This window comes from Pseudomonas sp. MWU349, assembly GCF_017947325.1.
Classification (GTDB): domain Bacteria; phylum Pseudomonadota; class Gammaproteobacteria; order Pseudomonadales; family Pseudomonadaceae; genus Aquipseudomonas; species Aquipseudomonas protegens.
The window spans coordinates 42756-63167 of record NZ_JAFEVP010000008.1 but is presented as its reverse complement, the minus strand read 5'-3'; the positions used below and the strand labels follow the sequence as shown (position 1 = coordinate 63167).

General features: G+C 63.4%; 25 protein-coding genes. 15 read left to right on the top strand and 10 right to left on the bottom strand.

Features of this window, described 5'->3' with window-relative positions:
* Positions 1-35: 35 nt before the first annotated feature.
* Together KCG88_RS27690 and KCG88_RS27685 are read left to right on the top strand one after the other, a co-directional pair.
* Positions 36-392, top strand: coding sequence for a 4a-hydroxytetrahydrobiopterin dehydratase (locus KCG88_RS27690; RefSeq protein ID WP_007930096.1), 357 nt, complete (start codon positions 36-38; stop codon positions 390-392).
* Positions 392-1588, top strand: coding sequence for an amino acid aminotransferase (locus KCG88_RS27685; RefSeq protein WP_210713568.1), 1197 nt, complete (start codon positions 392-394; stop codon positions 1586-1588). Before KCG88_RS27690 ends, KCG88_RS27685 begins: the two co-directional genes overlap by 1 nt.
* A gap of 105 nt (positions 1589-1693) precedes the next feature.
* Here the strand turns inward: KCG88_RS27685 and KCG88_RS27680 are convergent, their stop codons facing one another.
* The gene (locus KCG88_RS27680) at positions 1694-2464 is read right to left on the bottom strand and encodes an anti-sigma factor (protein ID WP_210713632.1); all 771 of its coding nucleotides are present in this window, start codon (positions 2462-2464) and stop codon (positions 1694-1696) included.
* A complete protein-coding gene (locus KCG88_RS27675) occupies positions 2464-2970 on the bottom strand; it encodes a sigma-70 family RNA polymerase sigma factor (protein ID WP_210713567.1) in 507 nt (168 codons plus the stop codon). Before KCG88_RS27675 ends, KCG88_RS27680 begins: the two co-directional genes overlap by 1 nt.
* A gap of 148 nt (positions 2971-3118) precedes the next feature.
* Between KCG88_RS27675 and KCG88_RS27670 the strand changes: the two genes are divergently transcribed.
* The 5 genes from KCG88_RS27670 to KCG88_RS27655 all read left to right on the top strand — a co-directional run bounded on the left by KCG88_RS27670 (position 3119) and on the right by KCG88_RS27655 (position 6361).
* Positions 3119-4090, top strand: a complete 972-nt coding sequence (locus KCG88_RS27670; RefSeq protein ID WP_210713566.1) for a metallophosphoesterase — start codon at positions 3119-3121, stop codon at positions 4088-4090.
* 12 nt (positions 4091-4102) lie between these two features.
* A complete protein-coding gene (locus tag KCG88_RS27665; RefSeq protein WP_047284470.1) occupies positions 4103-4420 on the top strand; it encodes a cupredoxin family copper-binding protein in 318 nt (105 codons plus the stop codon).
* A gap of 228 nt (positions 4421-4648) precedes the next feature.
* Entirely contained in the window at positions 4649-4780 is a 132-nt protein-coding gene (locus tag KCG88_RS31170; protein ID WP_015634613.1) for a hypothetical protein, read from the top strand.
* Positions 4781-4862: 82 nt separating this feature from the next.
* Positions 4863-5045, top strand: a complete 183-nt coding sequence (locus tag KCG88_RS27660) for a hypothetical protein (protein ID WP_210713565.1) — start codon at positions 4863-4865, stop codon at positions 5043-5045.
* 116 nt (positions 5046-5161) lie between these two features.
* On the top strand, positions 5162-6361 hold the full coding sequence (locus KCG88_RS27655) for an MFS transporter (protein ID WP_047284463.1): 1200 nt from the start codon (positions 5162-5164) through the stop codon (positions 6359-6361).
* Here the strand turns inward: KCG88_RS27655 and arfB are convergent.
* Together arfB and KCG88_RS27645 are read right to left on the bottom strand one after the other, a co-directional pair.
* Entirely contained in the window at positions 6358-6771 is a 414-nt protein-coding gene (arfB, locus tag KCG88_RS27650; RefSeq protein WP_011059943.1) for an alternative ribosome rescue aminoacyl-tRNA hydrolase ArfB, read from the bottom strand. The two genes, KCG88_RS27655 and arfB, sit on opposite strands and share 4 nt — an antisense overlap.
* 204 nt (positions 6772-6975) lie before the next feature.
* Positions 6976-8397, bottom strand: a complete 1422-nt coding sequence (locus KCG88_RS27645; protein ID WP_047284462.1) for an amino acid permease — start codon at positions 8395-8397, stop codon at positions 6976-6978.
* A 1021-nt stretch (positions 8398-9418) separates the two neighbouring features.
* Here KCG88_RS27645 and KCG88_RS27640 point away from each other — a divergent pair.
* Together KCG88_RS27640 and KCG88_RS27635 are read left to right on the top strand one after the other, a co-directional pair.
* The gene (locus KCG88_RS27640; RefSeq protein ID WP_011059941.1) at positions 9419-9556 is read left to right on the top strand and encodes a hypothetical protein; all 138 of its coding nucleotides are present in this window, start codon (positions 9419-9421) and stop codon (positions 9554-9556) included.
* Between the two features lie 63 nt (positions 9557-9619).
* Complete coding sequence (locus KCG88_RS27635) at positions 9620-10585, top strand: leucyl aminopeptidase (protein WP_210713564.1); 966 nt, start codon at positions 9620-9622, stop codon at positions 10583-10585.
* Positions 10586-10728: 143 nt separating this feature from the next.
* Here the strand turns inward: KCG88_RS27635 and rluB are convergent, their stop codons facing one another.
* The 5 genes from rluB to KCG88_RS27610 form a co-directional block, all read right to left on the bottom strand.
* Positions 10729-11919, bottom strand: coding sequence for a 23S rRNA pseudouridine(2605) synthase RluB (gene rluB, locus KCG88_RS27630; protein WP_047336032.1), 1191 nt, complete (start codon positions 11917-11919; stop codon positions 10729-10731).
* Between the two features lie 243 nt (positions 11920-12162).
* Entirely contained in the window at positions 12163-13176 is a 1014-nt protein-coding gene (gene scpB / locus KCG88_RS27625) for an SMC-Scp complex subunit ScpB (RefSeq protein ID WP_210713563.1), read from the bottom strand.
* Positions 13177-13188: 12 nt separating this feature from the next.
* Positions 13189-13887, bottom strand: coding sequence for a ScpA family protein (locus KCG88_RS27620; RefSeq protein WP_169893818.1), 699 nt, complete (start codon positions 13885-13887; stop codon positions 13189-13191).
* Between the two features lie 120 nt (positions 13888-14007).
* Complete coding sequence (locus KCG88_RS27615; protein WP_041120586.1) at positions 14008-14637, bottom strand: L-threonylcarbamoyladenylate synthase; 630 nt, start codon at positions 14635-14637, stop codon at positions 14008-14010.
* A gap of 13 nt (positions 14638-14650) precedes the next feature.
* Positions 14651-15511 carry a PHP domain-containing protein gene (locus KCG88_RS27610; RefSeq protein ID WP_047284455.1) on the bottom strand — a complete coding sequence of 287 codons (861 nt, stop codon included), beginning with the start codon at positions 15509-15511 and terminating at the stop codon, positions 14651-14653.
* An 87-nt stretch (positions 15512-15598) separates the two neighbouring features.
* Between KCG88_RS27610 and KCG88_RS27605 the strand changes: the two genes are divergently transcribed.
* The 6 genes from KCG88_RS27605 to KCG88_RS27580 all read left to right on the top strand — a co-directional run bounded on the left by KCG88_RS27605 (position 15599) and on the right by KCG88_RS27580 (position 19690).
* The gene (locus KCG88_RS27605) at positions 15599-16195 is read left to right on the top strand and encodes a septation protein A (RefSeq protein WP_011059933.1); all 597 of its coding nucleotides are present in this window, start codon (positions 15599-15601) and stop codon (positions 16193-16195) included.
* 1 nt (position 16196) lies between these two features.
* Positions 16197-16496: a YciI family protein gene (locus KCG88_RS27600; RefSeq protein WP_047284452.1), complete on the top strand. Its 300-nt coding sequence runs from the start codon at positions 16197-16199 to the stop codon at positions 16494-16496.
* A 110-nt stretch (positions 16497-16606) separates the two neighbouring features.
* The gene (locus tag KCG88_RS27595) at positions 16607-17017 is read left to right on the top strand and encodes a translation initiation factor 2 (protein WP_019093743.1); all 411 of its coding nucleotides are present in this window, start codon (positions 16607-16609) and stop codon (positions 17015-17017) included.
* 7 nt (positions 17018-17024) lie between these two features.
* Positions 17025-17702, top strand: coding sequence for a response regulator transcription factor (locus tag KCG88_RS27590; RefSeq protein ID WP_047284450.1), 678 nt, complete (start codon positions 17025-17027; stop codon positions 17700-17702).
* Positions 17703-17845: 143 nt separating this feature from the next.
* Positions 17846-18283: an LTXXQ domain protein gene (locus KCG88_RS27585; RefSeq protein ID WP_047336030.1), complete on the top strand. Its 438-nt coding sequence runs from the start codon at positions 17846-17848 to the stop codon at positions 18281-18283.
* A gap of 66 nt (positions 18284-18349) precedes the next feature.
* Positions 18350-19690: a HAMP domain-containing sensor histidine kinase gene (locus KCG88_RS27580; RefSeq protein ID WP_047284445.1), complete on the top strand. Its 1341-nt coding sequence runs from the start codon at positions 18350-18352 to the stop codon at positions 19688-19690.
* Between the two features lie 81 nt (positions 19691-19771).
* On the opposite strand, the gene KCG88_RS27575 is transcribed toward KCG88_RS27580, so the two are convergent.
* Entirely contained in the window at positions 19772-20338 is a 567-nt protein-coding gene (locus tag KCG88_RS27575; protein WP_047284444.1) for a nitroreductase family protein, read from the bottom strand.
* Positions 20339-20412 lie beyond the last annotated feature (74 nt).

The window sequence follows — 20412 nt, the reverse complement described above, 5'->3', positions numbered from 1 at the left end:
AACTTCCAACAAGAATTGAATCCTGGGAACCCACCATGACCGCTCTGAACCAAGCCCATTGCGAAGCCTGCCGTGCCGATGCTCCTCAAGTCAGCGACGAAGAACTGCCGGTACTGATCAAGCAGATCCCTGACTGGAACATCGAAGTTCGCGATGGTGTGATGCAGCTGGAAAAAGTCTTCCTGTTCAAGAACTTCAAGTTCGCCCTGGCCTTCACCAACGCCATGGGCGAGATCTCCGAGGCCGAAGGCCACCACCCGGGCCTGCTCACCGAGTGGGGCAAGGTGACCGTGACCTGGTGGAGCCACTCGATCAAGGGCCTGCACCGCAACGACTTCATCATGGCCGCCCGCACCGATGAAGTGGCCAAGACCGCAGAAGGACGCAAGTAATGCACTTCGACGCCATCGGCCGGGTTCCCGGCGACCCGATTCTCGGCCTGATGGGGGCCTACGCCAGCGATCCCAACCCGAACAAGTTCGACCTCGGCGTGGGGGTCTACAAGGACGCCCAGGGCCTGACGCCGATCCCGCGCTCGGTGAAGCTGGCCGAACAGCGCCTGGTGGATCGCCAGGACACCAAGATCTACATCGGCGGCCACGGCGACGCGGCCTTCGGCAAGGTGATCAATGAACTGGTGCTGGGCAGCGATTCGAAACTGATCGCCACCCAGCGCGCTGGCGCCACCCAGACCCCGGGCGGCACTGGCGCCCTGCGCCTGAGCGCCGACTTCATCGCCCACTGCCTGCCGGGCCGTGGCGTGTGGCTGAGCAACCCGACCTGGCCGATCCACGAGACGATCTTCGCCGCGGCCGGGGTCAAGGTCAGTCACTACCCCTATGTGGGCAGCGACAACCGCCTGGACGTCGAGGCCATGCTGGCGACCCTGAACCAGGTGCCCGAGGGCGACGTGGTGCTGCTGCACGCCTGCTGCCACAACCCCACCGGCTTCGACCTCGGCCACGCCGACTGGCAGCGGGTGCTGGACGTGGTACGCAGCCGCCAGCTGCTGCCGCTGATCGACTTCGCCTACCAGGGCTTCGGCGACGGCCTGGAGCAGGATGCCTGGGCCGTGCGGCTGTTCGCCGCCGAACTGCCGGAAGTGCTGATCACCAGTTCCTGTTCGAAGAACTTCGGCCTGTACCGCGACCGGACCGGCGCCCTGATCGTTTGCACCCAGGATGCCGAGAAACTGCTCGATGTGCGCAGCCAACTGGCCCATATCGCCCGCAACCTGTGGTCCACGCCACCGGATCATGGCGCGGCGGTGGTCGCCACCATCCTCGGCGATGCCGAACTCAAGCGCCTGTGGATCGACGAAGTGGAAGCCATGCGCCAGCGCATCGCGCAACTGCGCGCCGGCCTGGTGGAAGCCTTGCAACCCCATGGCCTGGCCGAGCGCTTCGCCCATATCGGCGTGCAACGCGGGATGTTCTCCTACACCGGCCTGAGCCCGGCTCAGGTGCAGGCGCTGCGTGAACAGCACAGCGTGTACATGGTCAGTTCCGGCCGCGCCAACGTGGCCGGGATCGACGCCACGCGCCTGGACTTGCTGGCTAGCGCCATCGCCAGCGTCTGCAAGGGCTGATCCCTCCCCTGCCGGCAAGCCCGGCCTCTGCACTGCGGTGCCGGGGCCGGGCGTGCTGCCCCAGTTCGCAAGCCTTGGCCCCACCCTCGCAACAACGCCCCCGCCTCAAAGATCTTTCCGGATCAACTGCCCCAACGCCGCCAGCTCGCCCTGCTCCAAGTCGGACACCAGGATGAAACGCAGGTGATTGCGCCGCCATGCCACCAGGTTATAGCCACGCAAGGAGAGGTTTTGCGCGGCTGCGTCGGCATCCGCCGTGGGCAGGATGAACAGATTGATCAAGTGCCGCCCATGGCCATAGGTCAGGGCTGCCGTACTTTGCTGCTGCAGGTAGTCCAGGCGCCCGCCCAGCAGCGGATAGCCCTGCTGACTGAAGTCGAAGACCGGCGGGGCAAAATCCAGCTTGCCGGTGAACCAGGGCTTGACCGTGTGCCGGTCCGAGGACACCACGTCATTCAAGTGATCGACCATCAGCGAACGCACATGGCTGGACACCGCTTCATCCAGCCATGGCCGCTCGACAGAGGGCGCTGCCAGGTAGAACACCAGGGACAGGGCCAGCGCCAGGCTCGAAAACCCCGGGGCCAGCCAGCGCCAGCCGCCACCTCCCAGCCAGCGCTGGAGCCACCCTGCAGCAGGCGCGGCAGGTGCCTCGAAACTGGCCCGCAGGTGCCGGACCAAGCCTGCTGGCGCCTGGTGATAGGGCATGTGGGCCTTGAGCTGTGCCACCAGATGCCGGGCATCGGCATACTCACGGGCGCATTCGGCACAGTGGCCGAGGTGCTCGGCCACCTCGGCAGCGGCATTGGTTTCCAACTCGTTGTCGAGGTAGCCATGCAGCCACGCCCTACAGGTCTTGCAGTCGATGTCGTTGATCATGGCCGGGACTTCTGCAGTTGCAGCCGGAGCATGGAGCGGGCCCTGGCCAGGCGCGACATGACCGTCCCCAGGGGGATATCGACGATCTTCGCAATGTCCTTGTAGGGCATGTCTTCCAACTCCTTGAGCACTATCACCTCACGAAACACTGGAGCCAGGGCCTGCAGCGCCTGTTGCAACTGCGCCGCCTCTTGCCCCTGGATCAATTGCCATTCCGGGTTGCACCCATCGGCCAGGGCCGGCTCGTCCTCGCCCCAAGTCTCGTCGAAAGCCACCGCCCCCTGGCGTGCCGATGCCTTGAGCCAGTTGTAGCTTTCGTTGCGCACTATGGTCAGGAACCACGCCTTGGGATTACCGCCGTCAAAGCGATGGAGGAACTTCACTGCGCGAAACGCGCTTTCCTGGACCACGTCCTGGGCCGCGCTGTCGTTATCGGTCAGCCAGCGCGCGAGGTTATAGGCCGCATTCAGATGCGGCAGGAACAGTTCCTCGAATCGCGTCATGGTGGCTCCGTTTCCTTTGCACCCTATAACGGTGAAGGCCGGCGTTTTATTCCCGAAATAAAAAACTTCCTTCCTGGAATAAAGCCCCGCACCGCACGGTTTTACAGATGTGAGACCCATCACTGTAGACCGCTACCGAGGGCGCACCATGGATACCCATGCGACATCGCACACCCGAGCCACCGACAGCCCGCAGAACCCCGACCGACGCACCTTGCTCAAGTGCTCGGCCTGGGCCGGCGCCGGCGTCATCTGGGCCTTGAGCGGAGGGATCCCGCGAGCCTTTGCCCTGGACCAGGCAGGCCAGCCAAGCGACCCCACCGCACTGAACAGCAGTTTTCACTTCGTACAGATCAGCGACTCGCATATCGGCTTCAACAAGGAAGCCAACCCGGAACCGGTGAAGACCCTGCAAGTGGCCATCGACAAGGTCATTGCCCTGCCCAAGCGGCCCGCACTGATCCTCCATACCGGGGACATCACCCACCTGTCCCGGGCCGAAGAGTTCGACACGGCCGCCCAGTTGCTCAAGGGCCTGCCATCCACCGTGCACTACGTACCGGGCGAGCATGACACCCTGGATGAAGGCGGTGGCCAGCTCTATCTGCAGCGCTATGGCAAAGGCACCCGGGGTAACGGCTGGTACAGCTTCGACCAGCAGGGTGTGCACTTCATTGCCCTGGTGAATGTCTTCAACCTGCAACCCGGCCATGAAGCCACCCTGGGCGCCGAGCAACTGACCTGGCTGGCGGACGACCTGCGGGCAGTGGCCAGCAGCACGCCGATCGTAGTCTTCACCCATATCCCGTTGTGGACCATCTACCAGCCCTGGGGCTGGGGCACGGAGGACGGCGACCAGGCCATCGCCCTGCTGCGCCGCTTCGGCTCGGTGACCGTCCTCAACGGCCATATCCACCAGGTCATCCAGAAAGTCGAGGGCAACATCACCTTCCACACCGCTCGCGGCACGGCCTACCCGCAACCAGCTCCCGGTGCTGCGGCCAACCCCGGGCCGATGACCGTGGCTGCCGACCAGTTGCGCAATTACCTGGGCATCACCGATGTTCGCGCAACCCAGGGTGAACATCCCCTGGCGCTGCTCGATTCCACTCTGGTCTGAGGTCCTCGTGCGATGAAGACATTGCTCACGCTGCTGCTTCTGGGTTGCCTGGCGACGCCGGCCTGGGCCCAGGAGGTGAAGATCGATATCCGCGCGTTCATGTACAACCCCCAGGATGTGCAAATCACCGCGGGCACCCGGGTCACCTGGGTCAATGACGACCAGATACCGCACACGGTGACCGAGACCCACAAGCTGTTCCGTTCCGCCGCACTGGACACCAACGACAGCTTTTCCTACCAGTTCGATACCCCCGGCACCTACCAGTACTTCTGTGTGCTGCACCCACAGATGATCGGCAAGATCATCGTCAACCCGCCACAACCCTAGGCAACAGGCCCGTTGCAACGCCTTATGCGGCGCTGCACCGGGCCGCCATCGCCGGCCCGCCCATGCCGTTTCATGCGCGGCCAAAGCACCCAGAACCTGACGAATAACCCTCGACCCAGGGGAAATAAAAATCTTTCTGTCATTTGTACTGCTGTATCCTGCCCAGGCTTTTTAAAAGCGCGGATCTACCCAGCGATTTAAAAAACAGACTTTGCGAGGAGCAACGACATGCATGAGATCCCGAATCTCCCCTTCCCAAGCCTGCACGAAACTGAGCAGACAACTCCGCCACAAGCCAGTGCCGACAAGCCTGTAGTGCAAGAAGCCGCCGACAGCCGCAAGGCCGACAGCGAAGACTGAAAGCTGTAACCAGACCGTGTGGAAAGCGCTACTCAAGCGCTTTCCACACCGCCTGAAACCCTCTCCCGAGCCCCGCCGCACCATGACCGAATCCTTCAGCGAAAGCCAAGCCAGCGTACTGATCGGCACTGCCGAACAGATGATCGACGTGTGGAATCGCCTCAGCGAAGAAAAACAGGCCGCTCTGCTGGCCCGCTTCGGCACCCAGGAAAATGCCCTGGCCGCCTTGGTCACCACCCGGCTGCTGGGCAACAATGACGCCTGAACGGACTCCGGTCAGGTAAAAATCTGAACTACACATCGATTTCTCCCACAACCCCTCCCTGCACATCGGTATCATAAGCAGCCTATCTATTGAGCTGTCGCAGTGGTCCCCTTCCCATGCCAGATACCCAGCGCCCCTTGACGGTCACGCTGCAAGTCGTCTCCATCGTCCTGTTCACCTTTATCGGCTACCTGAATATCGGCATTCCGCTGGCAGTACTGCCGGGCTACGTGCACAGCGACCTGGGCTTTGGCGCGGTGATCGCCGGCCTGGTGATCAGCGTGCAATACCTGGCCACCCTGCTCAGCCGACCCTATGCCGGGCGCATCATCGACAATCTGGGCAGCAAGCGCGCGGTGATGTACGGCCTGGCCGGCTGCGGCTTGAGCGGGGTGTTCATGCTGTTTTCGGCCTGGCTGCACAACCTGCCGACCCTGAGCCTGATCAGCCTGCTGATCGGCCGCCTGGTCCTGGGCAGCGCGGAAAGCCTGGTGGGCTCGGGTTCCATCGGCTGGGGCATCGGCCGGGTCGGGGCGCAGAACACCGCCAAGGTGATTTCCTGGAACGGCATCGCCAGCTACGGCGCCCTGGCCATCGGCGCGCCACTGGGGGTGTGGCTGGTAAGCCGGCTGGGGCTGTGGAGCATGGGAGCGAGCATCATCCTGCTGGCGCTGCTCGGCCTACTGCTGGCCTGGCCGAAACTCGCCGCGCCGATCGTTGCCGGCGAGCGCTTGCCATTCATCCACGTGCTGGGCAAGGTGTTTCCCCACGGCTGCGGCCTGGCCCTGGGCTCCATCGGCTTTGGCACCATCGCCACCTTCATCACCCTGTACTACGCCACCCGGCACTGGGACAACGCCGTACTGTGCCTGAGCCTGTTCGGCGCCAGCTTCATCGGCGCGCGACTGCTGTTCGGCAACCTGATCAACCGCCTAGGCGGCTTTCGCGTGGCAATTGCCTGCCTGTCGGTGGAAACCCTCGGCCTGTTGCTGCTGTGGCTGGCACCGGATGCCAATTGGGCACTGGCCGGCGCGGCCTTGAGCGGCTTCGGCTTCTCCCTGGTGTTCCCGGCCCTGGGGGTGGAAGCGGTGAACCTGGTGCCAGCCTCCAGCCGCGGCGCGGCAGTGGGGGCCTACTCGCTGTTCATCGACCTGTCGCTGGGCATCACCGGCCCGCTGGCGGGGGCGATTGCTGCTGGTTTCGGCTTTGCCTCGATCTTCCTGTTCGCCGCCATCGCTGCCTGCGCGGGCCTGGTGCTGAGCCTGTACCTGTACCACCAGGCGCCCAAGCTGCGCCAGGAACGCGAGGCGCGCTAGAAATCCACTTTGCCGCGCCCGGCCTTGATGCTGCCGCGCTTGGCCTTGGTTTCCAGACGGCGCTTCTTCGAACCCAGGGTCGGCTTGGTCGGGCGGCGCTTCTTCTCCACCTTGATGGCGCTGAGAATCAGCTCGGTGAGGCGCTCCAGGGCATCGGCGCGGTTCTGCTCCTGGGTGCGGTACTGCTGGGCCTTGAGGATGATCACGCCGTCACTGGTGATGCGGCTGTCGCGCAGCGCCAGCAGGCGCTCCTTGTAGAACGGCGGCAGGGACGAAGCCGGAATGTCGAAGCGCAGATGCACCGCGCTGGACACCTTGTTGACGTTCTGCCCACCGGCGCCTTGGGCGCGGATGGCGGTCAGCTCGATCTCGGCATCCGGCAGATGCACATTGTTGGAAATCACCAGCATGGAACAGGAATCCGTCTTCAGGGCGCATAGGATACCCCCATTCCCTACGCTCTTGCGGGCCTCTTCGCCAGCAAGCCAGCCCACTAAAGCGGGCAGGCACACCGTAGGAGCCGGCTTGCCGGCGAAAGCGATCTCAGCCCCCGACAAAAATCCCGGCCATGAAAAACCCGGCCGCAGCCGGGTCTGTCATGGCCGGGGCCGCGCTTACTTCAGCGCAGCACTGGCCGACTGCAGCGCGTGCTGGGCACTGCGCTTGTTCTTGATCAGGTAGCAGACCCACATGAACACCACCCACACCGGGATCGCGTACACCGAGATCTGGATGCCCGGGATCATCAGCATGATGCCCAGGATGAACACCACGAACGCCAGGCAGACGTAGTTGCCGTAGGGGTACCACAGCGCCTTGAACAGCGAGGTCTGGCCGGTACGCTCCATGTGCTGGCGGAACTTGAAGTGCGAGTAGCTGATCATCGCCCAGTTGATCACCAGGGTCGCCACCACCAGGGACATCAGCAGCTCCAGGGCGTGCTGCGGAATCAGGTAGTTGAGCACCACGGCGACGAAGGTCACCAGCGCCGACGCGAGGATCGACATCACCGGCACGCCGCGCTTGTCGATCTTGGCCAGGGCCTTGGGCGCATCGCCCTGCTCGGCCATGCCCAGGAGCATGCGGCTGTTGCAATAGGTACCGCTGTTGTACACCGACAGCGCCGCGGTCAGGACCACGAAGTTGAGAATGTGCGCCGCGGTGTTGCTGCCCAGCATCGAGAACACCTGGACGAACGGGCTGCCGCTGTAGGCATCGCCGGAAGCGTTCAGGGTCACCAGCAGGGTGTCCCACGGCGTCAGCGACAGCAGCACCACCAGGGCGCCGATGTAGAAAATCAGGATGCGGTAGATCACCTGATTGATCGCCTTGGGGATCACGGTCTTCGGCTTGTCGGCTTCCGCTGCAGTGAAACCGAGCATTTCCAGGCCACCGAAGGAGAACATGATGATTGCCATGGCCATCACCAGGCCGCTGACCCCATTGGGGAAGAAGCCGCCGTGGGACCACAGGTTGCTCACCGAGGCCTGCGGGCCGCCGTGGCCGCTGACCAGCAAGTAGCTGCCCAGGGCGATCATGCCGACGATGGCGACCACCTTGATGATGGCGAACCAGAACTCGGCCTCGCCGAAGACCTTGACGTTGGCCAGGTTGATGGCGTTGATCATGACGAAGAACACGGCTGCCGAGGCCCAGGTCGGGACGTCCGGCCACCAGTAGTGCACGTACTTGCCGACCGCGGTCAGCTCCGACATGCCCACCAGGATATAGAGGATCCAGCAGTTCCAGCCCGAGAGGAAACCGGCAAAGCCGCCCCAGTATTTATGGGCAAAGTGGCTGAAGGAGCCGGCCACCGGCTCCTCGACGATCATCTCGCCGAGCTGGCGCATGATCATGAAAGCGATGAAACCGCAGATGGCATAACCGAGGATCATCGACGGGCCGGCGGACTTGAGCACCCCGGCCGACCCCAGGAACAAACCGGTACCAATCGCGCCGCCCAGGGCGATCAGTTGAATATGGCGATTCTTCAGGCCGCGTTTCAGCTCGCCCGAATGCGAGTTTTGTCCACTCATGAAAAGGCTCTCACGCAAGGTAATGTGTGTCAGACGTTGCCGCCCGGTAAAGGCTTAAGCGGCGCGGATCAAACCCCAGCGCAGGCACCAGAAGTTCAGCGTTCTTTTAACGGTCATGCGTCACCTGTTTGTTTTTATCTGTGACGAAATCGAACCCACCACGCTCGTGACGCGGCGGAGTGAACAAGGTGGATAACCTTGAGTTTATTGGCCTTGCAGCGAGCTCTTCAGCGCCTCGCAAGCGGTCTGGAAAGCACGTTTTAGGCGCAAAATGCGCGGGTACGCAGTTGGGTCACAGTTAAAACGCCGCGCATTGTACACCCCTGACTCCCTGCCGCCAGACACTGCTTTCTCAGCGTGCCGGTAACCGGAATCCTGCGGGGCCAGCCCGATGCTCGGCATCGGCGGCGCGAAAGTGGACGGACCGAGTGGGGTCGTCGATGAATGAGCGAAGGCCATCGCCCATCGAAGGGTATTGGTGAAAGTCGGTTACGGCGTTCATTGCGCCTCCTTCTTGTTATGCACCTGTACGCAGGCAGGTGTGCATCTCACCTGCCTTGGCGCCCCGGAACAAGCGGGCTAGAGCCTCGGCGCTGGCTTTCCCTGGCCGCTGCCGGCAGCTTTTCCTTACAGCACATAGGTCGCCGCGGATTACAGGCAGATCACGGCGCATTTCGTAATTTTTTCTTTACGAGTCGTAACGATAAATTGCCAAATCAGATCAGCGCGCGAACCGACTGCAAATTGACACCCACGCCGCCCGACAACGTAAAAAGCCTTAGCTTTTTGTTTTCAGGGGATAAATATTTAACCTAAAAATAGAAAATAAAGTTCAGCAGAAAATAATCTAATTATTTTTTTGCACTTCAAAATGCCCTGAACTAGGTTTCCAGCCACTTGCCGGCTCAGCCAGCCGACAAGTTCCGGGAGTGGATGAGCGGCTCAGCAACCGTCCCGTTCTCCGCTGTTCAACTGCTCCACCAATGGACTGTTTACACGCACTGTATCTAGGAGAGACACCATGCAAGCACTGGAACAAGACCTGGAAACCGAACTGCAACTGGACGACTGGTTCGAAGCCGCCACCCATGAAGCAGCAGTGGAAATGATGCAGGCTGACGCGGTGGTGCCATTCGGCACTGCCATGTGGCCGATGTAAGGCGCCCGGACCGGCGCAGGCCTGGTGCCTGCGCCGGTCACCTTTGTCCTCCAGGGAGGTTTTATGGACCAGACCCGCGCCATCCGCCATTTCCTGTACTACCTCGAGCGGCATCCGGCCTTGAGCGGCGCCCAGCCCTCCAGGGTAGTGATCGGCCACACCGCCGAGTACCAGGCCATGGTCAGCGCCATCCTCGAACAGTCGCGCCAGACCACTCCACTGACAGTCAGCGCCCTGCGCCTGGACCGGGAGCCAGCGACGACCCTCGCCCAGGCCATCATCGACTGTGACCTGTATATCTTCTTCTACGACTCCTCGACCCTGCCCCAGCCACGCCCCGACGGCCCGGAGTTCCTGCGGCCGCTGCATGGGCTGATGGCCGAGCACTGGAAGAAGTCCCTGCTGTTCAAGGATTACGGCGAGTACTTCTACGACACCTTCAGCGTCGAGCCGCAACGCATTGCCGACCTCAACGCCACGCTGATCCGCCGCCTGTCCCAGGCCACCACCCTGAGCTTCAGCGACCTTCAGGGCTCCTATTTCGAAACGCCCTTGAACAGCGTGAAGAAATGGACCGACATCAACGGCGTCGGCAACTACGACCTGGCCCCTGGGGAAATCGCCACCCACAGCGATACCATCAACGGCCACGTGAAGTTTCTCGGTACCTTCCTCAGCACCATCCCATTCGCCCGCAAGTACGGGGTGCTGAAAGCGCCGCTGGAACTGTGGATCGAGAACTCCAGCATCAGCCGGGTGGCCACCGAGGTGCCGGGGCTGGCCAATGACTTCAACAAGTACCTGGATGCCAACCCGTCCAACCGACGCATAGAGGAACTGGGAATCGGCACCAACGAGGGCATCAGGTCCCTCTACGGGCGCAACTCCGGCTTTGAAGAGCGCCATTGCGGCCTGCACCTGGGCCTGGGGGGCGGCGCCAAAGGCAGCCATCACCTGGACCTGATCTTCAGTTCCGGAGTGCTGGCGGTGGATAACAAGCCTGTGTTCGACGGCCAGTTCGCCTTCTAGCGCAGGAGCCGGCTGGCCGGCGAAGGCCGCTATCAGCCTGCGCAAGACGGGCAGCCCGGCTCGCCGACAAGCCGGCACCTACGCAGTTGCAGGCAAAAAAAAACGCCAACCCAGGGGTTGGCGTTTTTGTCCGCAGGGCGGGATCACTCCGGCTTGCGGCGACCAAAACCGGGACGCTGGCCGGAACCGGCCGGGGCGCCACGGCGCTTGCCGGACGGTGCGTCCTTGTCCAGCACCAGGCTTGGGCGCTTGGACTTGGGCGCCGGCTTGGCCGGACGCTTGGTGTCCGCCGGGCGTTCGGCCACCGGAGTACCCCGGCCCGCAGCCGGACGCGGCGCACGGGAGCCACGCTCGCCATCCGGACGGGCGGCCGGCTTGCGGCCAGGGCGCTCGCCTTCGATCTGCGGCTCGCGGGAAACACGTGGGCTGGCCGCTGCACCGTTGGCCGGACGCAGGGTGCGCACGCGCTCGCTCTTGCCCACTGGACGCGAGGATTTGCGCTGCATGCGCTCCAGCTTGTCCTTGGACTTGGCATTGAGCTGCGGCAAGGCCACCGGCGTCAGGCCGACTTCGGCGCTGAGCACATCGACTTCGTACTGGCTCATTTCGCGCCAGCGGCCCATGGGCAGGTCGGAGTTGAGGAACACCGGGCCGAAGCGCACGCGCTTCAAGCGGCTGACCACCAGGCCCTGAGATTCCCACAGGCGGCGCACTTCACGGTTGCGACCTTCCATCACCACGCAGTGGTACCAGTGGTTGAACCCTTCGCCACCGGGCGCCTGCTGGATGTCGGTGAACTTGGCCGGGCCGTCTTCGAGCATGACGCCAGCCTTGAGGCGCTCGATCATCTCGTCGTCGACCTCGCCACGCACACGCACCGCGTACTCGCGGTCCATCTCGTAGGAAGGGTGCATCAGGCGGTTGGCCAGCTCACCGTCGGTGGTGAACATCAAAAGACCGGTGGTGTTGATGTCCAGGCGGCCGATGTTGATCCAGCGGCCTTCGCGCGGACGCGGCAGCTTGTCGAACACGGTCGGGCGGCCTTCCGGGTCGTCGCGGGTGCAGATCTCGCCGTCGGGTTTGTTGTACATGATCACGCGGCGCACCGATTCGGCGGCCTCTTCGCGCTTGATCACCTTGCCATCGATGGAAATGGCGTCATGCAGGTCGACGCGCAGGCCCAGGGTGGCCTCTTTGCCGTTGACCTTGATCCGGCCCTGGCTGATCCAGGACTCGACGTCGCGGCGTGAGCCGACGCCGATGCGGGCGAGGACTTTCTGCAGTTTTTCGCCGGCTGGACGGATTTCCTGGTCGTTCTGATCGGTATCGCTCATCTGGGCACCTCCCGGTGTGTCACTTCAGGCTTGAGCGGCCTGAAGGGTGGAAAACAGGGTCTGTGGCGAAGGGATCGCCAAAGGGTCGCGAATCATACGCTCATGGCGGCGGTTGCGCATCACAGACTAGTTGATAAGTCGCCCCTCAGGACTTTTTCCGCCGGCCGGTGGCGCGCAATTGCAGCCGGCTTGCCGGCGAAAAATACCGCCAGCCATGCGCCGAGCCGGCCAGCGACTACAAGGTCACTCGTCCAGCAGGCGGCGTTCGTTTTCGATGGCTTCGGCCAGGGCCAGGGCTTCGGCCTCTTCCTCGCTCAACTGCGGCGTAGCAGGCTCCAGTGCAGCTACTGCGGCGAGCAACTTGGCCCGGGCCTCGGCCACGCCCAGCACATCATCCTCTGCTTCGACCGGCGGCCGGTCCTCGGGTTCGACCGGGAATTCATCGGGGTCATCGGCGAGGACCTCAGATTCGGTCCGGGCCTCCTCCTGCGGGAGATCCGGCACGGGCTCTTGCACTCCCCCCTGCTCCGGTTCCACCACACCATCACGGTGCAAGTCTTCGAAGTCGGTCTTGATCCCCTCCTCCATGGAATCGAGCTCCAGCAGCAGGGTATGGAAGCTGGTTTCTTCCTTGGGTTCCTCCGGCTCGGCGCTGGCATCGGCCAGTTGTTGCAGGTGCTCGGGCACCGGCGCGTCGTCGAATTCCAGTACCGGCTCGGCCTCGATCTCCCGCAGTTCCGCCAAAGGCGGCAGGTCGTCGAGGTTCTTCAGGTTGAAGTGATCGAGAAACGCCTTGGTGGTGGCGAACATCGCCGGCTTGCCCGGTACGTCGCGATACCCCACCACGCGGATCCACTCACGCTCCAGCAGGGTCTTGACGATATGGCTGTTGACCGCCACGCCACGCACGTCCTCGATCTCGCCCCGGGTGATGGGTTGGCGATAGGCGATCAGGGCCATGGTTTCCAGCATGGCGCGCGAGTAACGTTGCGGGCGCTCTTCCCACAGGCGGCCGACCCAGGGCGCGAACTTCTCGCGGATCTGCAGGCGATAGCCGGAGGCCACTTCCTTGAGCTCGAAGGCCCGCCCTTCGCAGGACTTGCCGAGCAGGGCCAGGGCCTTCTTGAAGACCGCCGGGTCCGGCCGCTCGGCTTCTTCGAAGAGCTCGAACAGGCGTTCCAGGGACTGGGGTTTTCCCGAGGCCAACAGAAAGGCTTCGAGCAGGGGCGCCAGCTCGCGGGGTTCATTCAGGTTCATGATTTAAGCTCGTTATTCGGCTCGCGCCCGTACGTGGATGGCCGCAAAGGGCTCATTCTGCACCAGCTCGACCAGGGATTCCTTGACCAGTTCGAGGATCGCCATGAAGGTCACCACCACCCCCAGGCGCCCTTCCTCGGCGGTAAACAGCTCGACAAAGGGCACGAAGCCGCCGCCCTTGAGCCGTTCCAGCACATCGCTCATGCGCTCGCGGGTGGACAGCGCCTCGCGGCTCACCTGATGGCTTTCGAACATGTCGCCACGGCGCAGCACCTCGGCCATGGACATCAGCAACTCTTCCAGGGCCACATCCGGCAGCAGCTTGCGCGCCCTGGCCTCCGGGGCGTCGAGCTTGGGCACCAGCACATCGCGACCGACCCGGCTCAGGCCGTCGATGCCCTCGGCGGCCGCCTTGAAGCGCTCGTATTCCTGCAGGCGGCGGATCAGTTCGGCCCGCGGATCATCCTCTTCTTCCTCGACCTCGGCTGAGCGCGGCAGGAGCATGCGCGACTTGATCTCGGCAAGCATTGCCGCCATCACCAGGTACTCGGCGGCCAGCTCCAGGCGCACCGACTGCATCAGCTCCACATACCCCATGTACTGGCGGGTGATCTCCGCCACCGGGATGTCGAGGATGTTGATGTTCTGCTTGCGGATCAGGTACAGCAGCAGGTCCAGCGGGCCTTCGAAGGCTTCGAGAAAGACTTCCAGGGCATCCGGGGGGATGTACAGGTCCAGGGGCATTTCCATGACCGCCTGGCCGTAGACCATGGCGAAAGGCAGCTCCTGCTGGGCGCCGGCCTGGTCGTCGACGGTTTCCACTGCGGACATCTAGGCCTCGGCCATGAACGGCGCGGGGTCGCCGCAGCCGACGCGGATCACTTCCGGCTCGCCGTCGGCGAGGTTGATCACCGTGGACGACTCGGTGCTGCCGAAACCGCCATCGATGATCAGGTCCACCTGGTGCTCCAGCAACTGGCGCATCTCGTAGGGATCGCTCAGGGCCTCGGTATCACCGGGCATGATCAGGCTGACGCTCATCAGCGGCTCGCCCAGCTCGGCCAGCAGCGCCAGGGCGATCGGGTTGCTCGGTACCCGCAGGCCGATGGTCCGGCGCTTGGGGTGCAGCAGCAGGCGCGGCACTTCCCGGGTGGCGTTGAGAATGAAGGTGTAGGGCCCCGGTACATGGGCCTTGAGCAGACGGAAGGTGCCGGTGTCGATCTTGGCGAACAGGCCCAACTGCGAAAGGTCGCTGCAGATCAGCGCGAAGTTGTGCTTGTCATCCAGCTGGCGCAGGCGTCGAACCCGTTCGATTGCGCCCTTGTCGCCCATCTGGCAGGCGACGGCGTAGGACGAATCGGTGGGATAGATCACCACACCGCCGCTGCGAATGATCTCGACGGCCTGTTTGATCAGGCGCGGCTGGGGGTTTTCCGGGTGGATCTGGAAAAATTGACTCACTGTCTCTACCTGTTCAGGCGGCAATAATTGGCTCATGTTTGAACCGACACCAAAGGGGCGGCAGGTCTTCCGGGACCGGGCGATACTCACCAATCTCGGACCAGCCTCCAGGGCCATGAAAGTCACTGCCAGCGCTGACCAGCAGTCCGAATTCACGAGCAAGGATAGCCAAACTGCCCACTTGCTCTGCAGGTTGGTGGCCATTGACCACTTCGATAGCATGACCACCGGCTTGAATATAGTCGGCAATCAAGCGGCGACGCTTGCTGCGGGTGAAATCGTAATGCCAGGGATGGGCCAGGCTGACCCAGGCCCCCGCGGCCCGCAGTGTGCCGACGGTTTCTTCCAGGGTCGGCCAGTGCTGCTTGACGTCCCCCAGCTTGCCGGCCCCCAGCCATTTGCGAAACGCCTCGGCACGATCCTTCACGAAACCGGCACGCACCAGGTAGTCGGCAAAGTGCGGCCGCGCCGGTGCATTGCCGCTGTCCCCCAGTTCCTGCTGGATCGCACGGGCGCCTTCCAGCGCTCCCGGCATGCCCTTGAGGGCCAGCTTGCGGCTGATCTCCTCCGAACGCAGCCAGCGACCTTCATGGAGTTTTTCGATGGCTTGCACCAATGCCGGAGCGCGAGTATCGAAGCCATAACCCAGCACATGGATGGTGGCGCCGCCCCAGGTACAGGACAGCTCGACGCCATTGACCAGTTGCATGCCCAGTTGCTGCGCCGCCTGACGGGCCTCGTCCAACCCTTCGAGGGTGTCGTGGTCGGTCAGGGACAGGATTCGCACGCCTCTCTCGTACGCACGCGCAACCAGAACCGCGGGCGCCAGGGCGCCGTCGGAGGCCGTGCTATGGCAGTGCAAATCAACATTCACAGGACGATAAAACCTCAAGTCAGCTGGCGCTTTCGCTACCAAGGATGTTTGTTATTATGCCGGGACATCCTGCTTCTGGCTGCCACTGTGAAACAATTCATCGACTTCATCCCGCTGTTCCTGTTTTTCATCGTCTATAAAATTGATCCCCGCGTCGTCGACCTTGCCGGTCACGAAGTCACCCTGGGCGGCATCTACAGCGCCACAGCGGTGCTGATCATCAGTTCCCTGGTGGTGTATGGCGCCCTGTTCATCTCCCAGCGCAAGCTGGAAAAAAGCCAGTGGCTGACCCTGATCGCCTGCCTGGTCTTCGGCAGCCTGACCCTGGCCTTCCACAGCGAAACCTTCCTTAAATGGAAAGCTCCGGTGGTCAACTGGCTGTTCGCGCTGGCCTTCATCGGCAGCCACTTCGTCGGCGACCGCCTGCTGATCAAGCGCATCATGGGCCACGCCCTGACGTTGCCAGACCCGGTATGGACCCGCTTGAACATCGCCTGGATCGCCTTCTTCCTGTTCTGCGGCGCCGCCAACCTGTTTGTCGCCTTCACCTTCCAGAGCATCTGGGTCGACTTCAAGGTCTTCGGCAGCCTGGGCATGACCGTATTGTTCCTGGTGGGCCAGGGTATCTACCTCTCGCGCCACCTGCATGACGCCGATCCCACCACCCCGAAAACCGAGGACTGACATGCTTTACGCAATCATTGCCACAGACGTCGCCAACTCCCTGGAAAAACGCCTGGCCAACCGGCCGGCGCACCTGGAGCGGCTGCAAGTGCTCAAGGATCAGGGGCGCGTGGTACTCGCCGGCCCGCACCCGGCGATCGACAGCAATGACCCGGGCGCGGCCGGTTTCAGCGGCAGCCTGATCGTTGCCGAGTTCGACTCCCTGAGTGCCGCCCAGGCCTGGGCCGACGCCGACCCGTTCGTGACCTGCGGCGTCTACGCCCATGTACAGGTCAAGCCGTTCAAGCAATCGATGCCGTAAATCCTCCCGGGTGCGATGAACCTTCGCGGCTCATCGCGCTCTCAATCGCTCATTATTCTCGTTTGACTGCCGACAACCTGCCCAACACTCGATTGGAATCAGGAGTTTCGATGCGCCAAGGTCCGCTGTGCCTGCTGTTGGTCATGTTGTCGATCGGGGCTCCAGCCCTTGCCGAGGAAACCCAGGACACCGGCCATTCCACGCCGCTGTCACTGAGCGCCGGCAGTCAGATCACCGAGTTGCAGCAACGCTTGAAAGAAAGCGAGCGCCTGCGCGATGAACTGAGCAAACAACTGCAAAATACCGATGCCGAACGGGAAAGCCCCCAACTGACCCGCTTGCGCCAGGAGAACCAGCGCCTCAAGCTGCAGCTCAAAGAGGCTCAGGCCAACCCTGCCCCCCGCCTGTTGACCGATCAACAGCAATGGTTCGTCACCGGCGGCGGCGTGGCCCTGCTGGCCCTGCTCTGCGGGATCTTCGCCAGTGGCGGGCATCGCAAGCGTCGACAATGGCTAAATTGAGAGATTCATGAGCGACCTGTTACTGATTGATGATGACCAGGAGCTGTGCGAGCTGCTGAGCAGTTGGCTGAGCCAGGAAGGTTTTCTGGTGCGGGCCTGCCACGATGGCCTGAGCGCCCGTCGCGCCCTGGCCGACATGGCACCGTCAGCGGTGGTACTGGACGTGATGCTGCCCGACGGCAGCGGCCTGGAGCTGCTCAAGCAACTGCGCACTGAGCACCCCGACCTGCCAGTGCTGATGCTCTCGGCCCGTGGCGAACCCCTGGACCGCATCCTCGGCCTGGAACTGGGCGCCGACGACTACCTGGCCAAGCCCTGCGACCCCCGTGAACTCACCGCCCGCCTGCGTGCCGTACTGCGCCGCAGCCATCCGGTGGCGACCTCCAGCCAGATGGAACTGGGCGACCTGTGCTTCAGCCCCGTACGCGGTGTGGTCAACATCGACGACCAGGACATCACCCTGACCGTTTCCGAAAGCCGCCTGCTCGAAGCCCTGCTCAAGCAACCGGGCGAGCCCCTGGACAAGCAGGAACTGGCGCAACTCGCCCTGGGCCGCAAGCTGACCCTGTATGACCGCAGCCTGGACATGCATGTCAGCAACCTGCGCAAGAAGATCGGCCCGCACCCCGACGGCCGTCCACGGATCGTCGCCCTGCGCAGCCGCGGCTACTACTACAGCCTCTGATCCCGATGTGCCCTGGCAGATTTGTCAGGGCCCTGAAATACCTTCTTTACCCAAGCTTTACCCTCCGCTGACTGCCGCTGACCTTGATCTGGGTAACCTGAACTCATCCGGAACTTACCGGGAATGAGACAAGGAGACACACCATGCGCAAGACCCTGATCGCTCTGATGTTCGCCGCCGCCCTGCCAACCGTGGCCATGGCCATGCCGGAAGGCAACGGCCCGATGGGCCCCATGGACGGTCCTCGGCACAGCGAGCACATGCGTGGCAAAGGCCCTTTCGGCCAACTGGACCTAAGCCGCGAACAGCGCCAGCAGATCGGCAAGCTGATGGGCGAGCAAATGCACGACCGCAAGGCCGTGGTGGAAAAGTACCTGGAGAAACTCTCGCCGGCCGACCAGAAAGCCATGAAGGATGAGCTGACCGCCAAGCACCAGAAAACCCAGGCCGATATCCGCGCCCTGCTCAAGCCAGAGCAGCAGAAAGAGTTTGATGCCATCGTCAAGAAACAAGAGGAGCGTCGCGCCGAATGGGCCGAGTTCAAGGCCTGGAAAGCGCAGCAACCGCAAAAAGCGCAATAATGCGCTAGCGTCCACCCCCAGCCCAGTGGCCTCCCCCCACTGGGCTTTCGCGTTCGAGGAGTTCCTGTGCGTTCATTGTTCTGGCGCATCCTGGCCAGCTTCTGGCTGGCCATCACCCTGGTTGCAGGGCTGTCGATCCTGCTCGGGCACATGCTCAATCAGGATGCCTGGATCCTCAGCCGTCACCCCGGCCTCAACAGCCTGACCGAGGAATGGACACAAACCTACGAGAACCAGGGCGAGGACGCTGCCCAGGACATCCTCCAGCAGCGCAAGCGCCAGTACCACATCGATGTCCAGGTGCTCAACGAGAGCGGCGACCCGGTGGTTCGCGGCACCTTCCCGCGCCGTGCTGCGGCCTTCGAAGCCCGGCAGAACAATGACGACCGGCACCTGCCCTGGCGCCGCCTGACGGCGGAATACACCAGCCCGAAAACCGGTGACACCTATCTATTCATCTACCGCATCCCCCATCCGGAGCTGGACGCCTGGCACCGCGACAGCCTGACCTGGCCCCTCAGCGCCCTGGCCATCGCCCTGGTGGTGCTGACCCTGTTCAGCCTGCTGGTCACCCTGTCCATCACCCGCCCCCTGAGCCGCCTGCGCGGCGCGGTACATGACCTGGGCCAGGCCACCTACCAGCAGAACAGCCTGGCGCGCCTGTCCAACCGCCGCGACGAATTCGGTGTACTGGCCCGGGACTTCAACCGCATGGGCTCGCGCCTGCAGAGCCTGATCGGCAGCCAGCGCCAACTGCTGCGGGACGTGTCCCACGAACTGCGCTCGCCCCTGGCCCGCCTGCGCATCGCCCTGGCATTGGCGGAGCGGGCCGCCCCCGAAGAAAGGGAAAGGCTCTGGCCGCGGCTGACCCGCGAATGTGACCGCCTGGAAGCGCTGATCAGCGAGATTCTGGTGTTGGCCCGGGTCGACGCGGACAACGCCAGCGCCGAAGAGGTGGACCTCAACGCCTTGCTGGTCGCCGTGCAGAAAGACGCGCAACTGGCCTGCCCGGAACAACCGGTGCTGATAACCGCCCCGCCACAGCTGCACCTGCGCGGTTGGCCGACCATGCTGGAGCGGGCAGTAGACAACCTGCTGCGCAACGCTCAGCGCTTCAACCCTGCCGGGCACGCAATCGAAGTCACGGCCCAACGCCAAGGCGAGAAGATCCAGATCAGCGTGCGCGATCATGGACCCGGCGTAGAGGCCGAGCACTTGAGCCAGCTGGGGGAACCCTTCTTCCGCGCCCCGGGGCAAAGCGCTCCGGGCCATGGCCTGGGGCTGGCCATCGCTCGTCGCGCCGCAGAGCGTCACGGTGGCAGCCTGCTGCTGGCCAACCACCCTCAGGGCGGCTTCATCGCCACCCTGGAACTGCCCCTGGTCCCCGGCGCCGTGGTGCAGGCCTGAACGCAACGCGGGCAAGCCGCTACCGCCAGGTCCGGCAACAGCGGGCTTGCCCGCGAGATACACAGCGTTAGAAGAGGAAAATCAGGCCCTGGCAGTCCAGGCGCTGACGAACTCGGCGGTATCGACCTTGGGGGCGATCCGAGGCTCATTCAGCGGCGTACCAAGATACAGGAAGGCAATGATCTCTTCGCCGTCCTCCAGGCCCAGGCCCTTGGCTACATGGGGCGAGTAGGACAACTCGCCAGTACGCCATACTGCGCCGATCCCCTGGGCGTAGGCCGCCAGCAGGATAGCGTGGGCCGCACAGCCCGCTGCCAGCAACTGCTCGCTCCTGGGCACCTTGAAATGCTCCTGCAAGCGAGCGACCACCACAACCACCAGCGGTGCGCGCAGGGGCATGGCCCGCGCCTTGTCCAGGGCCGCCTGAGTCACTTCGCCGCCCTGCAGCTGTACCGCCTCGACCAGCAACTGGCCCAACTGCTCGCGCGCCGCACCTTCGACGGTGAGGAAGCGCCAGGGGCGCAACTGACCATGATCCGGAGCGCGCAAGGCGGCGGCGAACAAGGCTTCGCGCTGCGCGGCGCTAGGCGCAGGCTCCACCAGGCGCGGCACGGAAACACGGTTGAGCAAAGCGTCGAGAGCCTCCATCGGCCACCTCCTGAAAAAAATGTCCGGCCATTCTAGCGGGATCTGCCGGCCGGGTGCCGGTTTACATGCCCTGC